General features: G+C 73.5%; 14 protein-coding genes. 9 read left to right on the forward strand and 5 right to left on the reverse strand.

The features are described 5' to 3' along the window. Positions 1 to 102: 102 nt before the first annotated feature. Positions 103 to 1,884: an acetyl/propionyl/methylcrotonyl-CoA carboxylase subunit alpha gene (locus tag HGAM_RS00330; RefSeq protein ID WP_038951436.1), complete on the forward strand. Its 1,782-nt coding sequence runs from the start codon at positions 103 to 105 to the stop codon at positions 1,882 to 1,884. A 58-nt stretch (positions 1,885 to 1,942) separates the two neighbouring features. Here HGAM_RS00330 and HGAM_RS16975 read toward each other — a convergent pair whose 3' ends face one another. The 4 genes from HGAM_RS16975 to HGAM_RS00350 form a co-directional block, all read right to left on the reverse strand. Next, complete coding sequence (locus tag HGAM_RS16975; protein ID WP_019143478.1) at positions 1,943 to 2,311, reverse strand: phage holin family protein; 369 nt, start codon at positions 2,309 to 2,311, stop codon at positions 1,943 to 1,945. A gap of 43 nt (positions 2,312 to 2,354) precedes the next feature. Beyond that, entirely contained in the window at positions 2,355 to 5,471 is a 3,117-nt protein-coding gene (locus HGAM_RS16980) for a SpoIID/LytB domain-containing protein (protein ID WP_019143479.1), read from the reverse strand. 143 nt (positions 5,472 to 5,614) lie between these two features. After that, positions 5,615 to 6,988 carry an NAD(P)H-quinone dehydrogenase gene (locus HGAM_RS00345; protein ID WP_019143480.1) on the reverse strand — a complete coding sequence of 458 codons (1,374 nt, stop codon included), beginning with the start codon at positions 6,986 to 6,988 and terminating at the stop codon, positions 5,615 to 5,617. Between the two features lie 52 nt (positions 6,989 to 7,040). Further along, positions 7,041 to 7,703 (reverse strand): biliverdin-producing heme oxygenase, encoded by a 663-nt coding sequence (locus HGAM_RS00350; RefSeq protein ID WP_019143481.1) that lies wholly within the window; start codon positions 7,701 to 7,703, stop codon positions 7,041 to 7,043. Positions 7,704 to 7,836: 133 nt separating this feature from the next. Here HGAM_RS00350 and HGAM_RS00355 point away from each other — a divergent pair, with 133 nt between their 5' ends. From HGAM_RS00355 to HGAM_RS00380, 6 genes are read left to right on the forward strand one after another with little or no spacing between them, the layout of a single operon-like run. After that, on the forward strand, positions 7,837 to 8,934 hold the full coding sequence (locus HGAM_RS00355) for a heme/hemin ABC transporter substrate-binding protein (protein WP_019143482.1): 1,098 nt from the start codon (positions 7,837 to 7,839) through the stop codon (positions 8,932 to 8,934). After that, positions 8,931 to 10,016 carry a FecCD family ABC transporter permease gene (locus HGAM_RS00360; RefSeq protein ID WP_019143483.1) on the forward strand — a complete coding sequence of 362 codons (1,086 nt, stop codon included), beginning with the start codon at positions 8,931 to 8,933 and terminating at the stop codon, positions 10,014 to 10,016. The genes HGAM_RS00355 and HGAM_RS00360 overlap by 4 nt, the downstream gene beginning before the upstream one ends. Continuing rightward, positions 10,016 to 10,822 carry a heme ABC transporter ATP-binding protein gene (locus tag HGAM_RS16985; RefSeq protein WP_081591831.1) on the forward strand — a complete coding sequence of 269 codons (807 nt, stop codon included), beginning with the start codon at positions 10,016 to 10,018 and terminating at the stop codon, positions 10,820 to 10,822. The genes HGAM_RS00360 and HGAM_RS16985 overlap by 1 nt, the downstream gene beginning before the upstream one ends. Continuing rightward, complete coding sequence (locus HGAM_RS16990) at positions 10,804 to 11,859, forward strand: hypothetical protein (protein WP_019143485.1); 1,056 nt, start codon at positions 10,804 to 10,806, stop codon at positions 11,857 to 11,859. The genes HGAM_RS16985 and HGAM_RS16990 overlap by 19 nt, the downstream gene beginning before the upstream one ends. Beyond that, positions 11,852 to 13,870 (forward strand): hypothetical protein, encoded by a 2,019-nt coding sequence (locus HGAM_RS16995; protein ID WP_049798084.1) that lies wholly within the window; start codon positions 11,852 to 11,854, stop codon positions 13,868 to 13,870. Before HGAM_RS16990 ends, HGAM_RS16995 begins: the two co-directional genes overlap by 8 nt. Before the next feature lie 44 nt (positions 13,871 to 13,914). Further along, positions 13,915 to 15,888 carry an HtaA domain-containing protein gene (locus HGAM_RS00380; protein WP_019143486.1) on the forward strand — a complete coding sequence of 658 codons (1,974 nt, stop codon included), beginning with the start codon at positions 13,915 to 13,917 and terminating at the stop codon, positions 15,886 to 15,888. A 148-nt stretch (positions 15,889 to 16,036) separates the two neighbouring features. Here HGAM_RS00380 and HGAM_RS00385 read toward each other — a convergent pair whose 3' ends face one another. Continuing rightward, positions 16,037 to 16,600, reverse strand: a complete 564-nt coding sequence (locus HGAM_RS00385; RefSeq protein ID WP_019143487.1) for a TetR/AcrR family transcriptional regulator — start codon at positions 16,598 to 16,600, stop codon at positions 16,037 to 16,039. Between the two features lie 55 nt (positions 16,601 to 16,655). Here HGAM_RS00385 and HGAM_RS00390 point away from each other — a divergent pair, with 55 nt between their 5' ends. After that, positions 16,656 to 17,453, forward strand: coding sequence for a purine-nucleoside phosphorylase (locus HGAM_RS00390; RefSeq protein ID WP_049798085.1), 798 nt, complete (start codon positions 16,656 to 16,658; stop codon positions 17,451 to 17,453). An 11-nt stretch (positions 17,454 to 17,464) separates the two neighbouring features. Further along, the gene (locus HGAM_RS00395) at positions 17,465 to 19,081 is read left to right on the forward strand and encodes a phospho-sugar mutase (RefSeq protein WP_019143489.1); all 1,617 of its coding nucleotides are present in this window, start codon (positions 17,465 to 17,467) and stop codon (positions 19,079 to 19,081) included. The last annotated feature ends 30 nt before the right edge of the window (positions 19,082 to 19,111 follow it).

The raw sequence follows: 19,111 nt of genomic DNA on the forward strand, positions 1-19,111 counted from the left end.
AACGCACGTTAACCGGCCGCGGAAGGCGGCCGGGTTACCTACCTCACACGGTGCCCCGGAAGGGCCGGGCCTAGACTCGGGACGCCTGTCGACACCGAGGAGATTTCCGTGAGCAAGCCGCTGTCCAAGGTCCTGATCGCGAACCGCGGCGAGATCGCCGTCCGGGTCGTCCGCGCCTGCAAGGACGCCGGCATCGCGAGCGTGGCGGTGTACGCCGAGCCCGACCGCGACGCGCAGTTCGTCCGGCTCGCCGACGAGGCCTATTCGCTCGAGGGCGCGACCCCGGCCGACTCCTACCTGTCGATCGAGAAGATCATCGCCGTCGCCCAGCGCAGCGGCGCCGACAGCGTCCACCCCGGCTACGGCTTCCTGGCCGAGAACGCCGACTTCGCCCAGGCCGTCCTGGACGCCGGGCTCATCTGGATCGGCCCCCCGCCGGCGGCCATCGACGCCCTGGGCGACAAGGCCAAGGCCAAGCAGATCGCGCAGAAGGCGAACGCTCCGCTGGCGCCCGGCACCAAGGAGCCGGTCAAGGACGCCGACGAGGTCATCGCCTTCGCCGACGAGGTCGGCCTGCCGATCGCCATCAAGGCCGTCTTCGGCGGCGGCGGGCGCGGCCTCAAGGTCGCCCGCACCCGCGAGGAGATCCCGGAGCTGTACGAGTCGGCGGTCCGCGAGGCCGTGTCCGCGTTCGGCCGCGGCGAGTGCCTGGTCGAGAAGTTCCTCGACAAGCCGCGCCACGTCGAGACCCAGTGCCTGGCCGACAGCCACGGCAACGTCGTCGTGGTCTCCACCCGTGACTGCTCGCTGCAGCGCCGGCACCAGAAGCTCGTCGAGGAGGCGCCCGCGCCGTTCCTGAGCGACGACCAGCTCGAGCGTCTCTACGCCTCGTCCAAGGCCATCCTCAAGGAGGCCGGCTACGTCGGCGCCGGCACGTGCGAGTTCCTGGTGGCCCGCGACGGCACGATCAGCTTCCTGGAGGTCAACACCCGCCTGCAGGTCGAGCACCCGGTCTCCGAGGAGGTCACCGGCCTGGACCTCGTGCGCGAGATGTTCCGCATCGCCGCCGGCGAGGAGCTCGGCTACGACGACCCCGAGATCCGCGGCCACTCGATCGAGTACCGGATCAACGCCGAGGACGGCGGCCGCGGCTTCCTGCCCGCGCCCGGCACGCTGACCCGCTGGAACCCGCCGTCGGGCCCCGGCGTCCGCGTCGACGGCGGCTACACCGAGGGCGAGACGATCCCCGGCTCCTTCGACTCCCTCGTGGCCAAGCTCATCGTCACCGGCGCCACCCGCGAGCAGGCGCTCGAGCGCTCGCGCCGCGCGCTGGCCGAGTTCGAGGTCGACGGCATGCCCACCGTCATCCCGTTCCACCGCTCGGTCATCGAGGACCCGGCGTACACCGCCGAGGACGGCTCGTTCGACGTCTACACGACCTGGATCGAGACCGACTACGACAACCAGATCGAGCCGTACTCCGGTGCCGCCGCCGAGGGCGAGGACGCCGGCGAGCGCGAGCGCGTGACCGTCGAGGTCGCCGGCAAGCGCGTCGAGGTCGTCCTGCCCGCCGGGCTCGGGGCCAGCGCGGCGCCCGCCGCCGGCGCCAAGAAGGCCAAGCGCAAGGCCGGCGGCAGCGCGGGCGCGGCCGCCAGCGGCGACTCGCTCACCTCGCCCATGCAGGGCACCGTCGTGAAGATCGCCGTCGAGGAGGGCCAGACCGTCGCCGAGGGCGACCTGGTCGTCGTCATCGAGGCGATGAAGATGGAGCAGCCGCTCAACGCCCACAAGGCCGGTGTCGTCACCGGCCTCAGCGCCGAGATCGGCGCGACGCTGGGCGCCGGCGCGGTGGTCGCCGACATCTTGGACGCCGACCCGGCCTGACCCGGCACGCACGAAGGGCCCCCGACCGCGCGGTCGGGGGCCCTTCGTCGTCCGCAGGTCAGACGCGCTGCGGCGCCTGGTCGTCGATCTCGCCGTACGCGATGCCGGCCGCCCAGACCACGAGCGTGACGCCGACCCAGGTGCCCCAGCCCTCGATCTCGAAGCCCTGGTGGGACGACACCCAGTCGGTCAGCAGCAGCGCGACGAAGGTCAGCAGCAGACCGCCGGGGACGGTGTAGGCGCGCACGTACGGCACCCGCCAGCGGCGCACGGCGTAGCGCATCCCGGCCCACAGCGCGGTGAACAGCACCACGGCCAGCACGAACCCGCCCAGGCTCATCGAGACGCCGAACAGCCACGCGGCCAGGCCCAGCGACAGGGCGTTGACCACGGCGGACACGAGGACGGAGGTCAGCAGCGGGCGCACCCGAGCAGTATCCCAGAGGCCCGCCGGGCCCGTCACCGTCGGATCAGGCGAAGCCGAACCAGGTCGACTTCAGCCCGAGGCCGAAGCGGACCTTGTCACCGGTGAGGGTCGCGCTGCCCTTGGTGCCGGTCAGGACGACCGTGGTCGCGCGTCCGCCCCACGTGCCGCCACCGACGCGCTTGGTCACCTGCACGGTGCGCAGGGTGCCGATCGACGGGGCCAGCTTCTCCAGCGCGGTGCGCTGCACGGTCGCCCGCCACGTGTTGTTTGGGTTCGTGCTCCAGGCGTCGTACTTGTCGTCCTGGTTGCGCAGGTACGGCATCGAGCCGTCCGCCTGGCGACCGCCCGTGGACGAGGAGAACTGGGTCAGCGCCGGAGAGCCCTGGTAGGCCAGGAACTGGGCCGCCGTGGCGTTCACCGCGTTCTGGCCGCGCTCGGTCTCGGCCGACAGGCCGCCGTAGACCTGGCAGGACGTCGTGTCGCACAGGTCGTAGTAGCGCGACGCGCTCATCGAGCGCATGGCGTAGGTACGAGCCGCGACCGCCTGGGCCCGCACCGCGTTGCCGTGCCAGCTCGTGGGCATCTCGGCCGGCACCACGCCGAGCAGGTACTGCTCGAGGGTCAGGACGTTCACGGTGCGGCGTGACGTGGAGGACGCGATGCCCGAGCGCATCGCGCCCCGGTACGCCTTCTCCGCGCCGCCGGGCAGGACGAGCGTCACCGTGCCGTCGGTGGAGTAGAGCTGCACGTGACCGGACATGCCGGTGCGCTGGTTCGTCCACGACCCGGTGGCCGTCTTGCGCTGCAGCGTCGTGGTGGCCGCGCCGTCGCGCAGCAGCCGGAACTCGGCCTGCCCGGTCGGCAGCGTGGAGACCGCGCCGCCCACCGACAGGCGCAGGCCGGACTCGGCCTTGACCCGGACGTCCGAGGTGGTGTCGGCCTCGATCCGCACGCGGACGTCGACACGACGGCTCGCCAGGCTCGTGCCCGGGTAGTAGTACGCCAGGATCTGCTGCCAGGTCTGGCCGTGGTTCTTGGCCGCGTTGTAGGCCCCGTACTGGCTCATGCCGATGCCGTGGCCGAAGCCGCGGCCGCTGAAGGCGACCGTGGTTCCACTGACCGTGACCTTGTTCGACGTCGCCGCCGGGGTCGCCGGGGTCGACGGGGCCGGCGCGGGCGCGGGCGTCGAGGTGTTGACCGGGGCGACGGCCGGCCGGGGCGCACCGGCCGTGGGCCGCGGCCAGCCGCGGCTCAGCGACGGACCCGAACGGCTCTTGAGCCGCTTGCCGCGCTTGTCGTAGGCCCGAGCCGTGCCGCTGCGCAGGTCGACGTCGATGCGTCCCTTGGAGAACGTGACCCGGTACGTCTTGGACGAGAGCTTGCGCAGCGACCCGCGGGGGTAGCCGAGCGCGCCACGGGTCTCCTTGAGCGAGCGGTACAGCTTCTCGGCCGTGCCCCAGACCGCGTACGCGGACGAGCGCGACGTGCGCTGGTAGATCGTGCCGCCCTCGAAGCGCTGGTAGCGCCCGGACTTGGACATCACCTTGGAGCGCGGGAAGCCCAGCACGCCGGCGTCGCGGCCCAGGCCGGCGTAGCGCTGCAGGATCTTGCCCTCGACCAGGCGGGTGCCGCGACCGCTCTTGGAGTAGATGTCGGCCTTCATGAAGATCGTGCGGTAGCCGCCGCCGACCTGCGACTCGCCGTAGAACACCGTGCCGGTCCGGCCGGCGCCCAGGCGCGCGGCGTAGCGCTTGACGGCCGTGTTGTAGCCGGCGACGTAGCCCGCGACGCGGTCCCGCAGCCCGCCGGACTGGGTCAGCCAGGCGTAGCCGTAGCGCCCCGGGCAGGCGGTGGCCTTGACGTCGCGGTGGCCCATGATCCGCTGGTACTTGCGGCCGCCGATGCTGACGGTGCCCTTCGCCGGGATGTAGTGGGTGGCCATGCGCCAGCCGATGATCTTGACGACCGCGTTCTTCAGCGGCTCGGTCAGCGCGGCGGTGTCGTAGTTGCCCATCATCGAGACGCCCACGGTGTACTGGTTGACCGCCGTGACGCCCGCGTGCGCGCCGCGCACCATCTTGGGCGTGCCACCGGCGCGGCCCTCGAAGATCTGGCCGTACTTGTCGACCAGGAAGTTGTAGCCGATGTCGCACCATCCCAGGGCGTCCATGTGGTACTTCTGCGCGCTGCGCACGATGCCGGCCGACTGCGCCTTCGTGTAGCTGTTCGAGCCGGCCGTGTGGTGGAGCACCACACCGAGCGTCCGGGTGGCCACGGTCGGCGAGTCGCAGCGCTTGGCCGCCTTGGCGCCCCAGCGAGAGCGGGTGATGATCGCCGGCGGCGGGGTGAACGCCGGGCGCCCGTCGTAGTTCGCGGCGACGAGCTCGAGCGGCTCGGCGTCGACCGCGTCGGGGTCGTCCTCAGCCCCCTCGGGAAGCGCCGGCTCCTCGGGGACCACCGGGTCGGGCGCGACGACCGCGTCGGTGTCGCCCGGGTCGACCATGGCGACCGCGAGGTCCTGGGGCACGACACCGTTGCTGCTGCGGAAGCGGGCGGCCACGCCGTCGGAGTCGCCGACCCAGATGCCGTCGGTGCCCTCGGTCGCGGCGGTGCCGCCGGTCTCGACGTCGATGCTCTCCCACGCGCCCCAGGTGCCGTCCTGGCGGGTGCGGACGTCGACGACGACGTCCTCGGCACCACTGCCGCCGGCCCAGGTCACGCCGACCATCGAGAAGCCCTTGACGTCCTCACGGACGACCTCGGCCACGACGGGGCGGGACGCGCTCGCGCCCTGGGCAGCGGCCGGCTTGGCCGGGACCGGCACCGTGCGCATGCGCGGCTCCTCGGCCGGCGCCGCCTCGACCGTGGCCTCCTCCTCGACGACCTCGGGCTCGGGCTCGGCGGCGGGCTCGGGAGCGGTGACGGCGGGCTCGGGATCGGCGGCGGGTGCCGGGTCCGCCTCCGGGGCCGCGGCGACGTGCGGCGTCGGCCGCTCGGCCGGGGCGACCGTCTCGCTCGGCGCCGGTGCCGACGGCTCGACCTGGGCGGGCACGTCACCGGCGACGGTGTCGTCCGGGGGGCTCGAGACGACCGCGACGCCCACGACGGCGAAGACGGCGGTGGTCACGGTCAGACGACGGGCGAAGCGCCAGGCCTGCATGGGGGAAGTCCAATCCTGGAGGGCATGCGACAGGTGTTGCTCATGTGACAGAAGTTGCCACGGAGGATTATGCCTGTGGTATCGGCAGGCGTGAACCCCATCTGAGCGGGACTCCCCGGCGATCTCGTCGCGCGGGACGATGGTCAGAGCGTGGTGTGCAGGTGCCGCGCGGCCTCGGCGACCGAGCCCGACAGCGACGGGTACACGGTGAACGCGCCCGCGACCTGGTCGGCGGTGAGCGACGACGACACCGCGAGCGAGAGCACGTGGACGAGCTCGCTGGCCCGCGGGCCGACGATGACGCCGCCCACGACCGTGCCGACGCCCCGGCGGGCGAACAGCTTCACGAAGCCGTCGTGGATGCCCTGCATCTTGGCCCGGGCGTTGGACGCCAGCGGGTAGCTGGCGACGTCGACGAGCATCCCCTGCTCCTGGATCGCCTTCTGCGACAGGCCGACGGTGGCGATCTCGGGGGACGTGAAGATGTTGCTCGACATCTTGCGCAGGTCGAGCGGGTGCACGGCGTCGCCCAGCAGGTGCGACATCGCGATGCGGCCCTGCTCGGCGGCGACCGAGGCGAGCATGAGCACGCCGGTGCAGTCGCCGGCCGCGTAGATGCCGCGAGCGTGGGTGCGCGAGACCTTGTCGACCTTGACGAAGCCGCCGTCGTCCAGGCGGACGCCGGCCTCCTCCAGGCCCAAGCCCTCGGTGTTCGGGATCGAGCCGAGCGCCAGCAGGCAGTGCGAGCCCTCGACGGTGCGCCCGTCGGTGAGCGTCACGGTGACGGTGTCGCCGTCGCGCACGACCGACTGCATGCGCGAGCGGCCCAGCACCTCCATGCCTCGGCGACGGAACACGTCCTCGATCAGGTTTGCGGCGTCCTCGTCCTCGCCGGGCAGGACGCGGTCGCGGCTCGAGACGAGCGTGACCCGCACGCCCAGGCCGTTGTAGGCGGAGGCGAACTCGGCGCCGGTGACGCCGGAGCCGACCACGACGAGGTGCTCGGGCAGCGTGGTGAGGCCGTAGAGCTGCTCCCAGGTGAGGATGCGCTCGCCGTCGGGCATCGCGTCGGGGCTGACCCGCGGGTGCGCGCCGGTGGCGACCAGGATCGCGTCGGCGTCGATCGTCTCGGTGCCGCCGGCGGTGAGCTCGACCTCGACCCGTCCCGGTCCCGAGACCCGGGCGCTGCCGTCGAGCAGGCGGGCGCCGACGTCCTGGAGCCGCTGGGCGATGTCGCCGGACTGCGCCTCGGCCAGCGACGTGACGCGGGCGTTCACCGCGGCCATGTCGGCCTTGATCTCGCGCGGCACCTGCACGCCGAGCTCCGCGGCCCCCGCGACCTCGGTGAGGAAGTCGGACGTGGCGATGAGCGTCTTGCTCGGGACGCAGTCGGTCAGCACGGTGGAGCCGCCGATGCCCGTCTTCTCGACGAGCGTCACGTCCGCCCCCAGCCTGCGGGCGACGAGCGCCGCCTCGTAGCCGCCGGGTCCGCCACCGATGATCGCCACGTGAGTCACGTGGGCCATTGTCCCGCAGCCCGTGCCCGGCTGGCGAACCGGCTCGACCGGCTCAGGCGCGGTAGGTGTCGAGGCGGCCGGCCAGCTCGGCGAAGAACGCGGTGTTGAGCGCGAAGCCGGCCCGCACCTCCTCCAGGACCCGGGCCTTCTGCGCCTCGTCCAGCGGAAGCGCGTCGAGCCGGGCGCGGTAGCCGTCCTTGTACGGCTTCGGCTTCTCGATGCCCGGGAAGGCGTAGAACGCCAGCGCCTCAGGCCCGACGCCGTAGGTGCGGCCGACGATGCGGCCGATCGCCAGGCCGCCGGAGAGGTCGCCCAGGTAGCGCGTGTAGTGGTGCGCGACGTAGAGCCCGCCCCACGCGGCGGCGGCGCGCACCCGGTCGGCGTAGGCGGCGGTCGCGCCGCTCACCAGGCCGGGGGTGGCGTGCCGGCCCCAGTGGGCCAGGTCGGCGTCGATCGCGGTGAGCCGCTCGAGCGCCTCGTCGCGCACCGCGTCGACGAGCGGGTCGCCGGCGAGCTCGGCACCGACCTGCTCGAGCGCCTCGTAGACCGGTCGCAGGCCGGTCAGGTAGTCGGCGTAGGCGCGCTCGGTGAGGCGCCCCTCCAGCAGCTCGGACATGAAGGACGTGCCCTCGGCCTGCTCGTGGGCGGCCTTGGAGCCTTCGCGCACGACCACGGAGAGCGGCTGGGCGACGAGCTCGGTCTCGACGACGGTCATGCGGACTCCTTTTGGTGACTTGCTGTCAGAAACATGATGACACAGCGTCACCTGATGGTCTACCGTTTGCCAAGGCTCACCTAACTTAGGTTAGCCTCACCCCTTGACGGGGGTCAATGACGAAAGGAACGTCGTGCGTCTCGCCCGTGCTGCCATCGCCGCCTCGGCCCTGCTCGCCCTCGCCGCCTGCGGCTCGCTCCCCGAGCGCGGGCACGCCTCGGACGGCGACACCGCCTCGGTCGCGCTGGCCGACGCCACGGCGCTGGACGACCCGCGGTCGTACACCGGGCCCACGCACGCGGGCCTCGGCGAGCTGGCCATCGAGCCGGTCGCCGAGGACGTCGAGCCGCAGCTGCCCGTCACGGTCACCGACAGCCAGGGCACGAAGGTCACCGTCACGGACGCCAGCCGCATCCTGGCCCTGGACGTCTACGGCACGCTCTCGCAGACCGTCTTCGAGCTCGGTCTCGGCGACCGGGTCGTCGGCCGCGACGTCTCCACGCAGTTCGCCGAGGCGCAGGACCTGCCGCTCGTGACGAGCACCGGGCACGACCTGAGCGCCGAGAAGATCCTCGAGCTGAACCCGTCGGTCATCCTCACCGACACGTCGCTGGGCCCGTGGGACGTCGTGCTGCAGATGCGCGACGCGGGCATCCCGGTCGTGGTCGTCGACGGCGAGCGCGGCCTGGACAACATCGACGACCTCACGCACGAGGTGGCCGAGGCGCTCGGCGTGCCCGAGCCGGGCCAGGCCCTCGCCGAGCGGACCCAGGCCGAGGTCGACGAGGTGCGGGCCGAGATCGCCAAGGTCGCCCCGGCCACCACCCAGGGCAAGCTGCGGGCCGCGTTCCTCTACGTGCGTGGCAACGCCGGCATCTACTACATGTTCGGTGAGGGCTCGGGCGCCGACGGGCTCATCGACGCGCTCGGTCTCTACGACGTGGCCGGCGAGATCGGCTGGAAGGGCATGAAGCCGGTCAACGACGAGGGCATCGTCGCGGCGCAGCCCGAGCTGCTGATCCTCATGACCAAGGGCCTGGAGTCCGCCGGCGGCGTCGACGGCCTGCTCGAGCGCCTGCCCGCGCTCGCCCAGACCCCGGCCGGCCAGAACCGGCGCATCGTCGACATGGACGACGCGTTCGTGCTCGGCTACGGCCCGCGCACCGCCGACGTGCTCAACAGCCTGGCCGTCGCCGTCTACGCGCCGGAGTCGGTCGAGGGCGCCGAGTGACCGCCGTCCTGGACGCACACGCCGAGGCGCCCGCACTCCCCCGTGCCCGCACCGCGCGCACGTCGGGGCTGTTCCTCGCGCTGGGCGCCCTGCTCGTCGTCATGGTGCTCGTCGCGGCCGGACGCGGGCACCTGGACGTGCCGCCGATGCAGGTGCTCGGGTCGATCCTGCACCGGCTCGGCCTGGACGTCGGCCCGCTCCCCGAGCACCCGCAGGGCGACGCGACGCTGTGGAACGTCCGCTTCCCGCGGGTCGCCCTGGCCGTGCTGGTCGGCGCCTCGCTCGCCACCGCCGGCGCACTCATGCAGGGCGTGTTCGGCAACCCGCTGGCCGAGCCGAGCGTCGTGGGCGTCTCCACCGGCGCCGCCTTCGCCGCGTCCGTCTCCATCGTGTTCTCGCTGGCCTTCGCCGGCAGCTGGACGACGCCGCTGCTCGCCTTCGCCGGCGGCCTGGTCACCACGCTGCTGGTCTACGTCATGTCGCGCTCGGACGGCCGCACCGAGGTCGTCACCCTCGTGCTCACCGGCATCGCCGTGAACGCGGTCTGCAGCGCCGGCATGGCCCTCATGCTCTTCCTCGGCGACACCGCGGCCCGCGAGGAGATCGTCTTCTGGCAGCTGGGCAGCCTCAACGGCAGCCGCTGGCAGCACGTCGTCATCGTCCTGCCGTTCGTCGTGGCCGGCCTGGCCGGCGCCGCGGTGATCGCCCGCCGGCTGGACGTGCTGGCGCTCGGCGACCGGGCCGCCCGGCACGTCGGCATCGACGTCGAGCGGTTGCGCGTGGTCGCGATCGTGCTGGTCGCGCTGCTGACGGCCGCCGCCGTCTCGTTCGCCGGCATCATCGGGTTCGTCGGGCTCGTCGTGCCGCACCTCGTGCGCATGGTCGTCGGTCCGGGCCACCGGGTGCTCGTGCCCGCGAGCGCGCTGGGCGGCGCGGTGCTGCTGCTCGCCGCCGACCTCGTGGCCCGCACCGCCGTCGAGTCGGCCGACCTGCCGATCGGCATGCTGACCTCGCTCGTCGGCGGGCCGTTCTTCTTCTGGCTGCTGCGCCGCACGCGCCGCAGCGCCGGGGGGTGGGCGTGATGCTGCGCGTGAAGGACGTCGTCGTCGCCTACGGCGAGCGCCGCGTGCTCGACGGCGTGAGCCTCGAGGTGTCCCCCGGCGAGCTCGTCGCCCTGGTCGGCCCCAACGGCGCCGGCAAGTCGACGCTCATGGCCGTCATGAGCGGCGACGTGAAGCCCCAGCGCGGGCACGCCTCGGTCGACGGCGTGGACGTCGCGGCCTGGCGGGCCAAGGACCTGGCGCGCCGCCGGGCCGTCCTGACCCAGGAGCAGCGGCTCGCGTTCGGCTTCAGCGCCGTCGACGTCGTCCGCATGGGCCGGGCCCCCTGGGCGCGCACCGACCGCGAGGACGAGGACGACCGCGTCGTCGCCGAGTCGATGCTGCGCACCGACGTCGTCCACCTGGCCGGCCAGCCGTTCCCGACGCTCTCGGGCGGCGAGAAGGCGCGCACCTCGTTCGCGCGCGTCCTGGCCCAGGAGACCGAGCTCGTGCTGCTGGACGAACCGACCGCCGCGCTCGACCTGCGCCACCAGGACCAGGTGCTCGCCGAGGCCCGGGCCCTGGCGCTGGGCGGGCGGGCCGTCGTCGCGGTCGTCCACGACCTCAGCGTCGCGGCCGCCTACGCCGACCGGATGGCCGTGCTGCACGGCGGCGCGGTCGTGGCCGACGGCGTCCCCCGCGACGTGCTGCGGCCCGACCTCGTCGGCGAGGTCTACGAGCACCCGGTGGACGTCGTCGAGCACGGCGGCCGGCTGCTGGTCGTCCCGCACCGCCTGCACACCACTCCCACCCCTCAGGAGGAGACCCCGTGGTCGTCCGCTCGTTGATCTGCGTCGCCCTCGTGGCGGGGTCCGTCGCCGCCGGGTCCGTCCCGGCCCAGGCCGCGTCACGCGTGAGCGTCGGTGGGGCCGGCGGGGACGCCGCGATCGCCGCCGAGGGGAGCACCACGCTGACCCTGCGCGGCAGCGGCTTCCAGTCCGTGAAGGGTGGCCATGGCGGCATCTACGTCATGTTCGGCACGGTCGACGGGGCGTGGCAGCCGAGCAGGGGAACGGGCGGGTACGCCTACGTCGCCGACAGCGAGAGCCGGTCGAACGCCGGCTACCAGCGCTTCGTCGCGTTCCCCGGCTCCGACACCGCTGCGGAGGCCAACGGCGGCACCATCTCGGCCAAGGGCTCGTGGTCCACCGAGCTGACCGTCCCCGGCGTCACGTTCACCGCCGTGAACCGCAAGGGCGAGAGCGTCCAGGTCGACTGCCGCACCGATCGGTGCGGCGTCATCACCGTCGGGGCGCACGGCGTCGTGAACGCCAACAACGAGACGTTCACGCCGGTGAGCGTCGCGGCCGGCTCCGCGGGCACGGCCGCCCCGAGCGGCGGCTCCGCCACGCCGACGCCCGCCGCGACACCGACCACCACGGTCCCGGCCGCCGGAACGCGCAGGCCTAAGGCGGCGATCGACCCGGCGACGGCCGTGGAGGGGCACGTCCTCACCTTCACGGCCACCGGCTTCCGACCGCAGGAGCAGGTCGTGGTCTCGCTGGACGGCGGCGTGGCCGCGGTCGGTCCGCTCACCACCGGCACCAGCGGCGAGCTCGCCGGCGTCATCCAGCTGCCGTCGTCCGTCGGGGCCGGCACCCACGTGCTGTCGCTGACCGGCGCGTTGTCGGGCGCCGCCCCCGCGCTGAACTTCCCGGTGACCCGCGCGTCCAGCGACGTGGCTCCGGTGGCCGAGGAGGAGGACGGCCGCGCCTGGCTGCCCGTCGCCTTCGCCGTCGTCGGCGCCGTCGCGCTGCTCGGTGCGGTCGGCTTCCGCGCCGTCCGGTTCCTGCGCCGTCCGGTCGAGGAGGGCAGCCATGCGTGAGCGCGGCACCCTGCGGCTCGCCGCCGGCGGCGTCCTGGCCGCCCTCGGCCTCGTCGCCCTGCCCTGGCAGGCCCCCACGGCCGAGGCCGCGGTCGAGACCGTCGATGACGCGTCGTTCACGTGGGGCATCAGCGGGTACGCCCAGAAGGGCATCTTCGGCCCCTGGGAGATCAGCGGCACCAGCGGCGACGCCCGGAAGGTGACGACCACGGCGTCCGAGCTCGGCCTGTCCCCGGTGCCGGCGACGTCCCTGCCGTCGGGCGTGAGCTCGGTCAACGCGGTGCGGTTCACCGGCGGCGACGGCACGGTCGACCGCGACACCGGCGAGGCCTCGCTGCGGTGGACCGGGCGCTACACCGTGAACGCCTACCCGGCCTCGTTCGGCGCCCCGGCCGAGGTCTACGCCGACCCGCGGCTGGACGTCGGCGCCGACGGGTCGGGCACGCTCACCGCCGAGCTGACCCTCGCCGCCGGCCAGGACATGAGCGGCAACCCGACCCCGCCGCGGTCGTTCGGCCGGCTCACGCTGATGACGTTCTCGTCCGGCTCGATCAGCGGCCTGGACGACGAGGGCTACCGGCTCGAGCCCGACTACCGCGGCGTGCGCGTGACCCTGCCGTCGGGCGCCACCGCGCAGACGCGGAGCTGCTCGACCTCCGGTGGCGCCACCGGCTGGTGGGGTGCGTGGCCGCAGGACTTCCTGAGCGCCGTCGGCGACACCAGCATCGCCGCCCACTTCTACTCCACCGGCTGCGCCGGCATGCAGGACAACAAGCCGCCGCTCCCGGTCGACGTCTCGTTCGGCACCCCTGACGAGCCCGTCACCCCGACCCCCACGACCCCGACCCCCACCACACCGACGAAGCCCGCGCCCAGCGAGCCGGCGCCGTCGACGCCCGCCGACGACGATGCGGCCTGGACCGTGGACGACGCCCAGCTGCGCTGGGGCGTGAACAACGAGTCCAACAACCGGTCGCACGCCCCGCAGCGGTACAACTTCCTGTCCGCCGGCAGGCTGCCCGACCCGGGCAGGGGCGGGCAGTCGGTCACCGCGACGCAGTGGCGCCAGCGCGACGGCGACGTGCGGATCGAGAAGTACGTCGACGGCAAGGGCTACGTCCCGGCGACCTGGAACGGGCTGAGCACCGGCTCCGACGGCGCGCTCGACACCTCCCCCAGCGACGGCGTGTTCACCCGCCACCAGGTCGTCCTCGACGGCGGCCAGGGGCGCATCGACCCGCGCACCGAGACCGGCACCATTCGCTGGACGGGCTCGTTCAGCGTCGTCTTCTACTCCGGCTTCACGTTCTTCCACGTCAGCGACCCGACGCTCGTCGTGCGTGACGGCCGCGCGCGGGTCACGGCGACGTTGAGCGGCTACGGCTCGGACCAGGCCGACCAGTCCGTGTGGCGGGCGATCCCGGCCCGGACGGTCACGCTGGCCGACCTCGGCCGGGTAGACCTGAAGGGCGACGCCGGCTTCACAGTCACCCCCGCGTACGACCGGGTGAAGGTCGACGTGGGCGACGGCACGCCGCAGGTCCGCACCGGAGCCGGCTGGGGCTCGTTCCCGCAGTCGTTCGTCGGCTTCCAGCGTGAGGTCGGCACCGCCGCCTTCTGGTACTCCAGCGGCGGCGCGAGCGACGCGGCGAAGAAGGCGCTCCCGATGAGCGTCAGCTACGACGCCGACGCGCCCGTCGCCCCGGCGGCACCGGCGTCCACCGGCCCGGCGTCCACGCCGGGCACCCCGGCGACCGCACCGACCACGACGTCCGTGCCCGCGCGGATCACCGCACCGGTCGCCGGCGCACCGCTGGCGTCGGCACCGCAGTCGACGCTCGCGTCCGGACCCGCCGAGACGGTCGCCGGCGCACCGACCGTGCGTCCCACGTCGTCCACGAGCGCCGGGCTGCTGTCCGGCGACCGCGGCTGGTGGGTGGGCGGCGGACTGCTGCTCGCCGCGGCCGGCCCGGCCCTCCCGCTTCCCCTCCCCCGGCTCCGCCGGGCCTAGCCCTTCCCCACGGCGCGTCCGCGCCACCTCCCGAAAGGAACACGATGAGCAGCACCTTGCTGTCCCGGGCCACCTCGGCCCGGCGCCGGACGGTGTCCGGCCTCCTCGCCACGGCGCTCGCCGCGGCCACCCTGGCGGTCACCCCCGGCACCGCCCAGGCCGCCGAGGGCGACCCGACCCTGAGCTGGAACGTGTCGACGCAGTTCGTCGACCACTTCACGAAGGCGTCGTTCAACAACAACACGCTCGTCGCGAGCAGCGGCGCCACCTACGACGCGGCCACGAAGTCCGCGACGTTCGCGCAGGAGAGCGGCTGGGTCAACCCGGTCACCAAGACCGCGTCGGTGCAGTACGACGGCTCGCTCAAGGGCTCGTTCATCTCCACCGCCAACGTGCTGCAGTACAGCATCGAGATCGCCGACCCCAAGATCGTGCTGGCCGCCGACGGCACCGGCCGGGTCGTCGCCGACGTCGCCTGGGAGGTGCCCACCGGCACCCCGACGACCGGCAGCAGCCAGGACGTCGTGGTCACCACCTTCGACGGTGCCGGCACCACCTGGGGCAGCCAGGACGGCGACGCGACGCTCGGCGCGACGCCCGCGTTCGAGGGCGTCCTGCCCGCCGGCAGCCAGGCCGCGACCGACCTGGGCCTGACGACGAACAGCAGCGGCACCCCCGTGCCGATCGACGGCGCCGCGTTCGCACCGACGTTCCTGGGCGCCCTGCCCTCGTCTCTGCGCGCGCACTTCTACAAGTCGGGCGCCACCTCGGACACGAAGAAGGCGCCCTCGGCGTTCGCCGCCGCCGCGGCGCGGCCGTCGCTGACCGCGCGCACCCTCACGAGTACCCCCGACGCGCTCGAGATCGAGGTCTCCGGCCGGAGCTACATGGCCGGCGGCGTCGGCGTCTACGTCAGCCTCGGCTCGGCGTTCTCGGCCACCGACCCGTCGGCGTTCGTCGCCACCAGCTGGGTCAACGCGATCGCGGCGGACGGCTCGTTCACCACGGTCCTGAAGCTGCCGGCCGACAAGGTCGCGGCGCTCGACCCGGCCAAGACGTGGACGCTGTCCACCCAGAAGGCGCACGGCCAGTCGGCCACCGACGCGTCGCAGACCGTCGAGCTCCCCGCGGACCTCGACTTCTCCACGCTGGTCCGTCAGGCCACCACCGTGTCGGCCCCGGCGGTCACCACCCCGGTCGGCAAGGCGGCGACGCTGACCGTCGACGTCGACTCCACGCGCACCGTGGACGAAGGCACCGTCACGCTCACCGGCGTCGGCGCCACCGCGACCGCCCCGGTCGAGGACGGCACGGCGACCTTCACGCTGCCGGGCACCCTGCCCGCCGGCGTCCGCACGGCGACGCTCTCGTTCGGCCAGACGACGTTCTTCGCGCCGGCCACCGCCAGCACGAAGGTGACCGTCACCAAGGCCACGACCACCGCGCCGCGCATCGCCATCTCGCCGGCCACCACCGTCCGGGCCGGCCGCGCCACGATCGACCTGACGGCGGGCGGCGCGCAGCCGACCGGTCGGGTCGCGGTCACGCTGACGAAGGGCACGGAGCGTCGCGCGCTCACCGGCACGCTCGTCCGCGGCCGGGCCACGGTCGCCGTCCCGGCCCTGTCGGCCGGCACCTGGCGCGCCACGGTCTCCTACGCCGGCGACGGCACGCAGACCGCGGCGACGGGCACGACGACCTTCGTCGTCCGCAAGGCCTCCGTGGCCAAGCCGGCGGTCAAGGTCGTCAAGAAGCCCACGACCCGCAAGGCCGGCTCGGTGCGCGTCACCGTCCGCTCGGCGTCCGCGGGCACGCCCACGGGCAAGGTGCGTGTGCAGCTGGTCAAGGGCCGCTCGACCAAGACGTACACCGTGCGGCTGAACAGCCGCGGCCAGGCGAACGTCAAGACGTCCAAGCTGGCCAAGGGCAGCTGGAAGGTCTACGTCACCTACTACGGCGACACGAAGTTCGACGCCCGGGCGAAGGTCCGCACGTCGACGGTGAAGGTCACGCGCTGACCTGACGCACGACGAGGGGCCCCGGGCGCGGTCGCCCGGGGCCCCTCCTCGTCCCGGCGCTGCCGAGATGTGGACGCAGAAGCACCACGTCCTCGGCGATCGTGGTGCGTTCGCGTCCACATCGCGCCGGAGGCCGCGCTCGGCGAGGTCAGCGGACGCCGAGACCGCCGAGCACGAAGCGCTCCGCGGTGTCGCGCGAGACCTCGCGGCGCTGCAGGCATGCATGGACGAGCGAGACGGCCTCGCCCACGTCGGGGACATCGATCACGCCGGCGTCCTGACCCTCCTCGAGCAGGCGGCGCAGCACCCGCTCCACGTCGTGGACGTGCTCGCGGATCTGGCTGAGCGACTCCCGCGACAGCACGCCCATCACCTCCGGCCCGAACCCCAGGTGGGTGGACTCGGCGAAGTCGCGGTGGTGGCGCACGTAGACGCGCAGCCGCTCGACCGGGTCGTCGGACGCCTCGAGGTCCGCCTCGAGCCGGGCGACGTACTCGCTGGTCTCCTCGCCGGCGTAGGCCACGAGCACGGCCTCGCGGTCGGCGAAGTGGTTGTACAGCGCGGTGCGTCCGACCCCGGCCCGCTCGGCCAGGTCGGCCATCGTCACGGCGGCGAACGAGCGCTCGTCCATGAGCTCCACGAGCGCCTCGAAGACCCGGCGACGCACCTGCGCCCGGTGCTCGACGAGCGACCCCCCGATGATCTTCGGCATCCGGCCAGGGTAGAGCAGACGGCGTGCTGCAGCCCGCTGCCCCGAGCCGTAGGGTCTGACCGTGAACACCTCCGACATCGCCGACCAGGCCGCGGACGCTCTGCGCGAGCTCACCGACGGCGCCGACCACGACGTCGCCCTCGTGATGGGCTCGGGCTGGCTGCCCGCCGCGGACGTGCTGGGCGAGCCCGAGCACGAGATCCACCTCGCCGACCTGCCCGGCTTCAGCGCCCCCGCCGTCGAGGGCCACGGCGGCACCGTCCGCTCGGTGCGCCTGGGCGACAAGCGCGCGCTGGTCTTCCTGGGCCGCACCCACTTCTACGAGGGCAAGGGCGTCGGCGCCGTCGTCCACGGCGTGCGCACCGCCGCCGCCGCGGGCGTCAAGACCGTCGTGCTGACCAACGGCTGCGGCGGGCTCAACCCCGACTGGCAGCCCGGCACCCCGGTGCTCATCAGCGACCACATCAACCTGACGGCCACCTCGCCGCTGGTGGGCGCGAACTTCGTCGACCTCACCGACCTGTACTCCTCGCGCCTGCGCACGCTCGTCCGCGAGGTCGACCCGAGCCTGGACGAGGGCGTCTACGTCCAGTTCCCCGGCCCGCACTACGAGACCCCGGCCGAGATCAACATGGTCCGCGCCATCGGCGGCGACCTGGTCGGCATGTCGACCGCGCTGGAGGCCATCGCCGCCCGCGCGGCCGGCCTGGAGGTGCTCGGCATCTCGCTGGTCACCAACGCCGCCGCCGGCGTCACCGGCGAGCCGCTGGACCACGAGGAGGTCCTCGCGGCCGGCCAGGCGGCCGCCACGCGCATGGGCACCCTGCTGGCCGACGTCCTTCCGCGCATCTGAGGAGACCCGCCATGACCACGCTCACCGACCGCGCCCGGCTCTGGCTCGACCAGGACCCGGACGACGAGACCCGCACCGAGCTGCAGCAGCTGCTGGACGACGGCGACACGGCCGCCCTCGAGGACCGCTTCGCCGAGCGGCTGCAGTTCGGCACCGCGGGCCTGCGCGGCGAGCTGGGCGCCGGGCCGAACCGCATGAACCGGGTCATCGTGGCCCAGGCGGCGGCCGGCCTGGCGGCGTACCTCAAGCAGCACGAGGACGACCCGAGCGTCGTCGTCGGGTACGACGCGCGCTACAAGTCCGAGCGGTTCGCCCGCGACACCGCCGAGGTCATGCAGGGCCTGGGCGTGCGCGCCCACCTGCTGCCCACCCACCTGCCGACGCCGGTGCTCGCCTTCGCGATCCGTCACCTCGGCGTGAGCGCGGGCGTCATGGTCACCGCCTCGCACAACCCGCCGCGCGACAACGGCTACAAGGTCTACCTGGGTGACTCCAGCCAGATCGTGCCGCCGGCCGACGCCGACATCTCCGCCGAGATCGACCGGGTCGGACGCGTCGACGAGCTGCCCCGCTCGTCCGACTACACGGTGCTCGGCGACGACGTGGCCGCCGCGTACGTGGAGGCTTGCGTGGCGCTCGCGTCCGACGGGCCGCGCGACGTCGTGGCGGTCTACACGCCGATGCACGGCGTCGGCCGTGACACCCTGCTCGAGGTGCTCGACCGGGCCGGCTTCCCCGCGCCGCACGTCGTCACCGAGCAGGGCGACCCCGACCCGGCGTTCCCCACCGTCGCCTTCCCGAACCCCGAGGAGCCCGGCGCGATGGATCTCGCGCTGGCGCTGGCGTCCGACGTGGACGCCGACGTGATCATCGCCAACGACCCCGACGCCGACCGCTGCGCCGTGGGCGTGCGTGACGGCGACGGCCACCGGATGCTCTCGGGCGACCAGGTCGGCTCGCTGCTCGGCCACTACATGCTGGAGCGCGGCGCGGAGGGCACCTACGCGGCGTCCATCGTGTCGTCGTCGGTGCTGGGCCGGCAGGCCGAGGCGGCCGGACGCCCGTGGCGCCAGACGCTCACCGGGTTCAAGTGGCTGGGCAAGATCGACGACCTGGCCTACGGCTACGAGGAGGCGCTCGGCTACAGCGTCGCCCCGCACATCGCCCGCGACAAGGACGGCGTCTCGGCCGCCCTCGCGGTGCACGAGCTGGCCGCGTCGCTCAAGGCCGAGGGCCGCACGCTGCTCGACCTGCTCGACGACATCGCCCGCGAGCACGGCCTGCACGCCACCACGCAGCTGTCGGTGCGGGTCGACGACCGCTCGATCATCAGCGACGCCATGACGACCCTGCGCACGTCCCCGCCGGAGTCGCTCGGCGGGCTGGCGGTCACGTCGGTCGACGACCTCGAGGACGGCTACGAGGGCCTGCCGCCGACCGACGGCATCCGGATCGGGCTCGAGGGCGGCGCGCGGGTCATCGCGCGTCCGTCGGGCACCGAGCCGAAGCTCAAGTGCTACCTGGAGGTCGTGGTCGAGGCCGGCGCCGACGTCGACGCGGCCCGGCGCGAGGCCGGCGAGCGGCTCGACGCGATCAAGGCCGACCTCTCGACCCTGCTCGGCCTCTAGCCCGCACCCTCACCTCGTCGCGGCGCTGCC

The sequence above is a fragment of the Aeromicrobium massiliense JC14 genome (assembly GCF_000312105.1).
In the GTDB taxonomy this organism is placed as follows: Bacteria; Actinomycetota; Actinomycetes; order Propionibacteriales; family Nocardioidaceae; genus Aeromicrobium; species Aeromicrobium massiliense.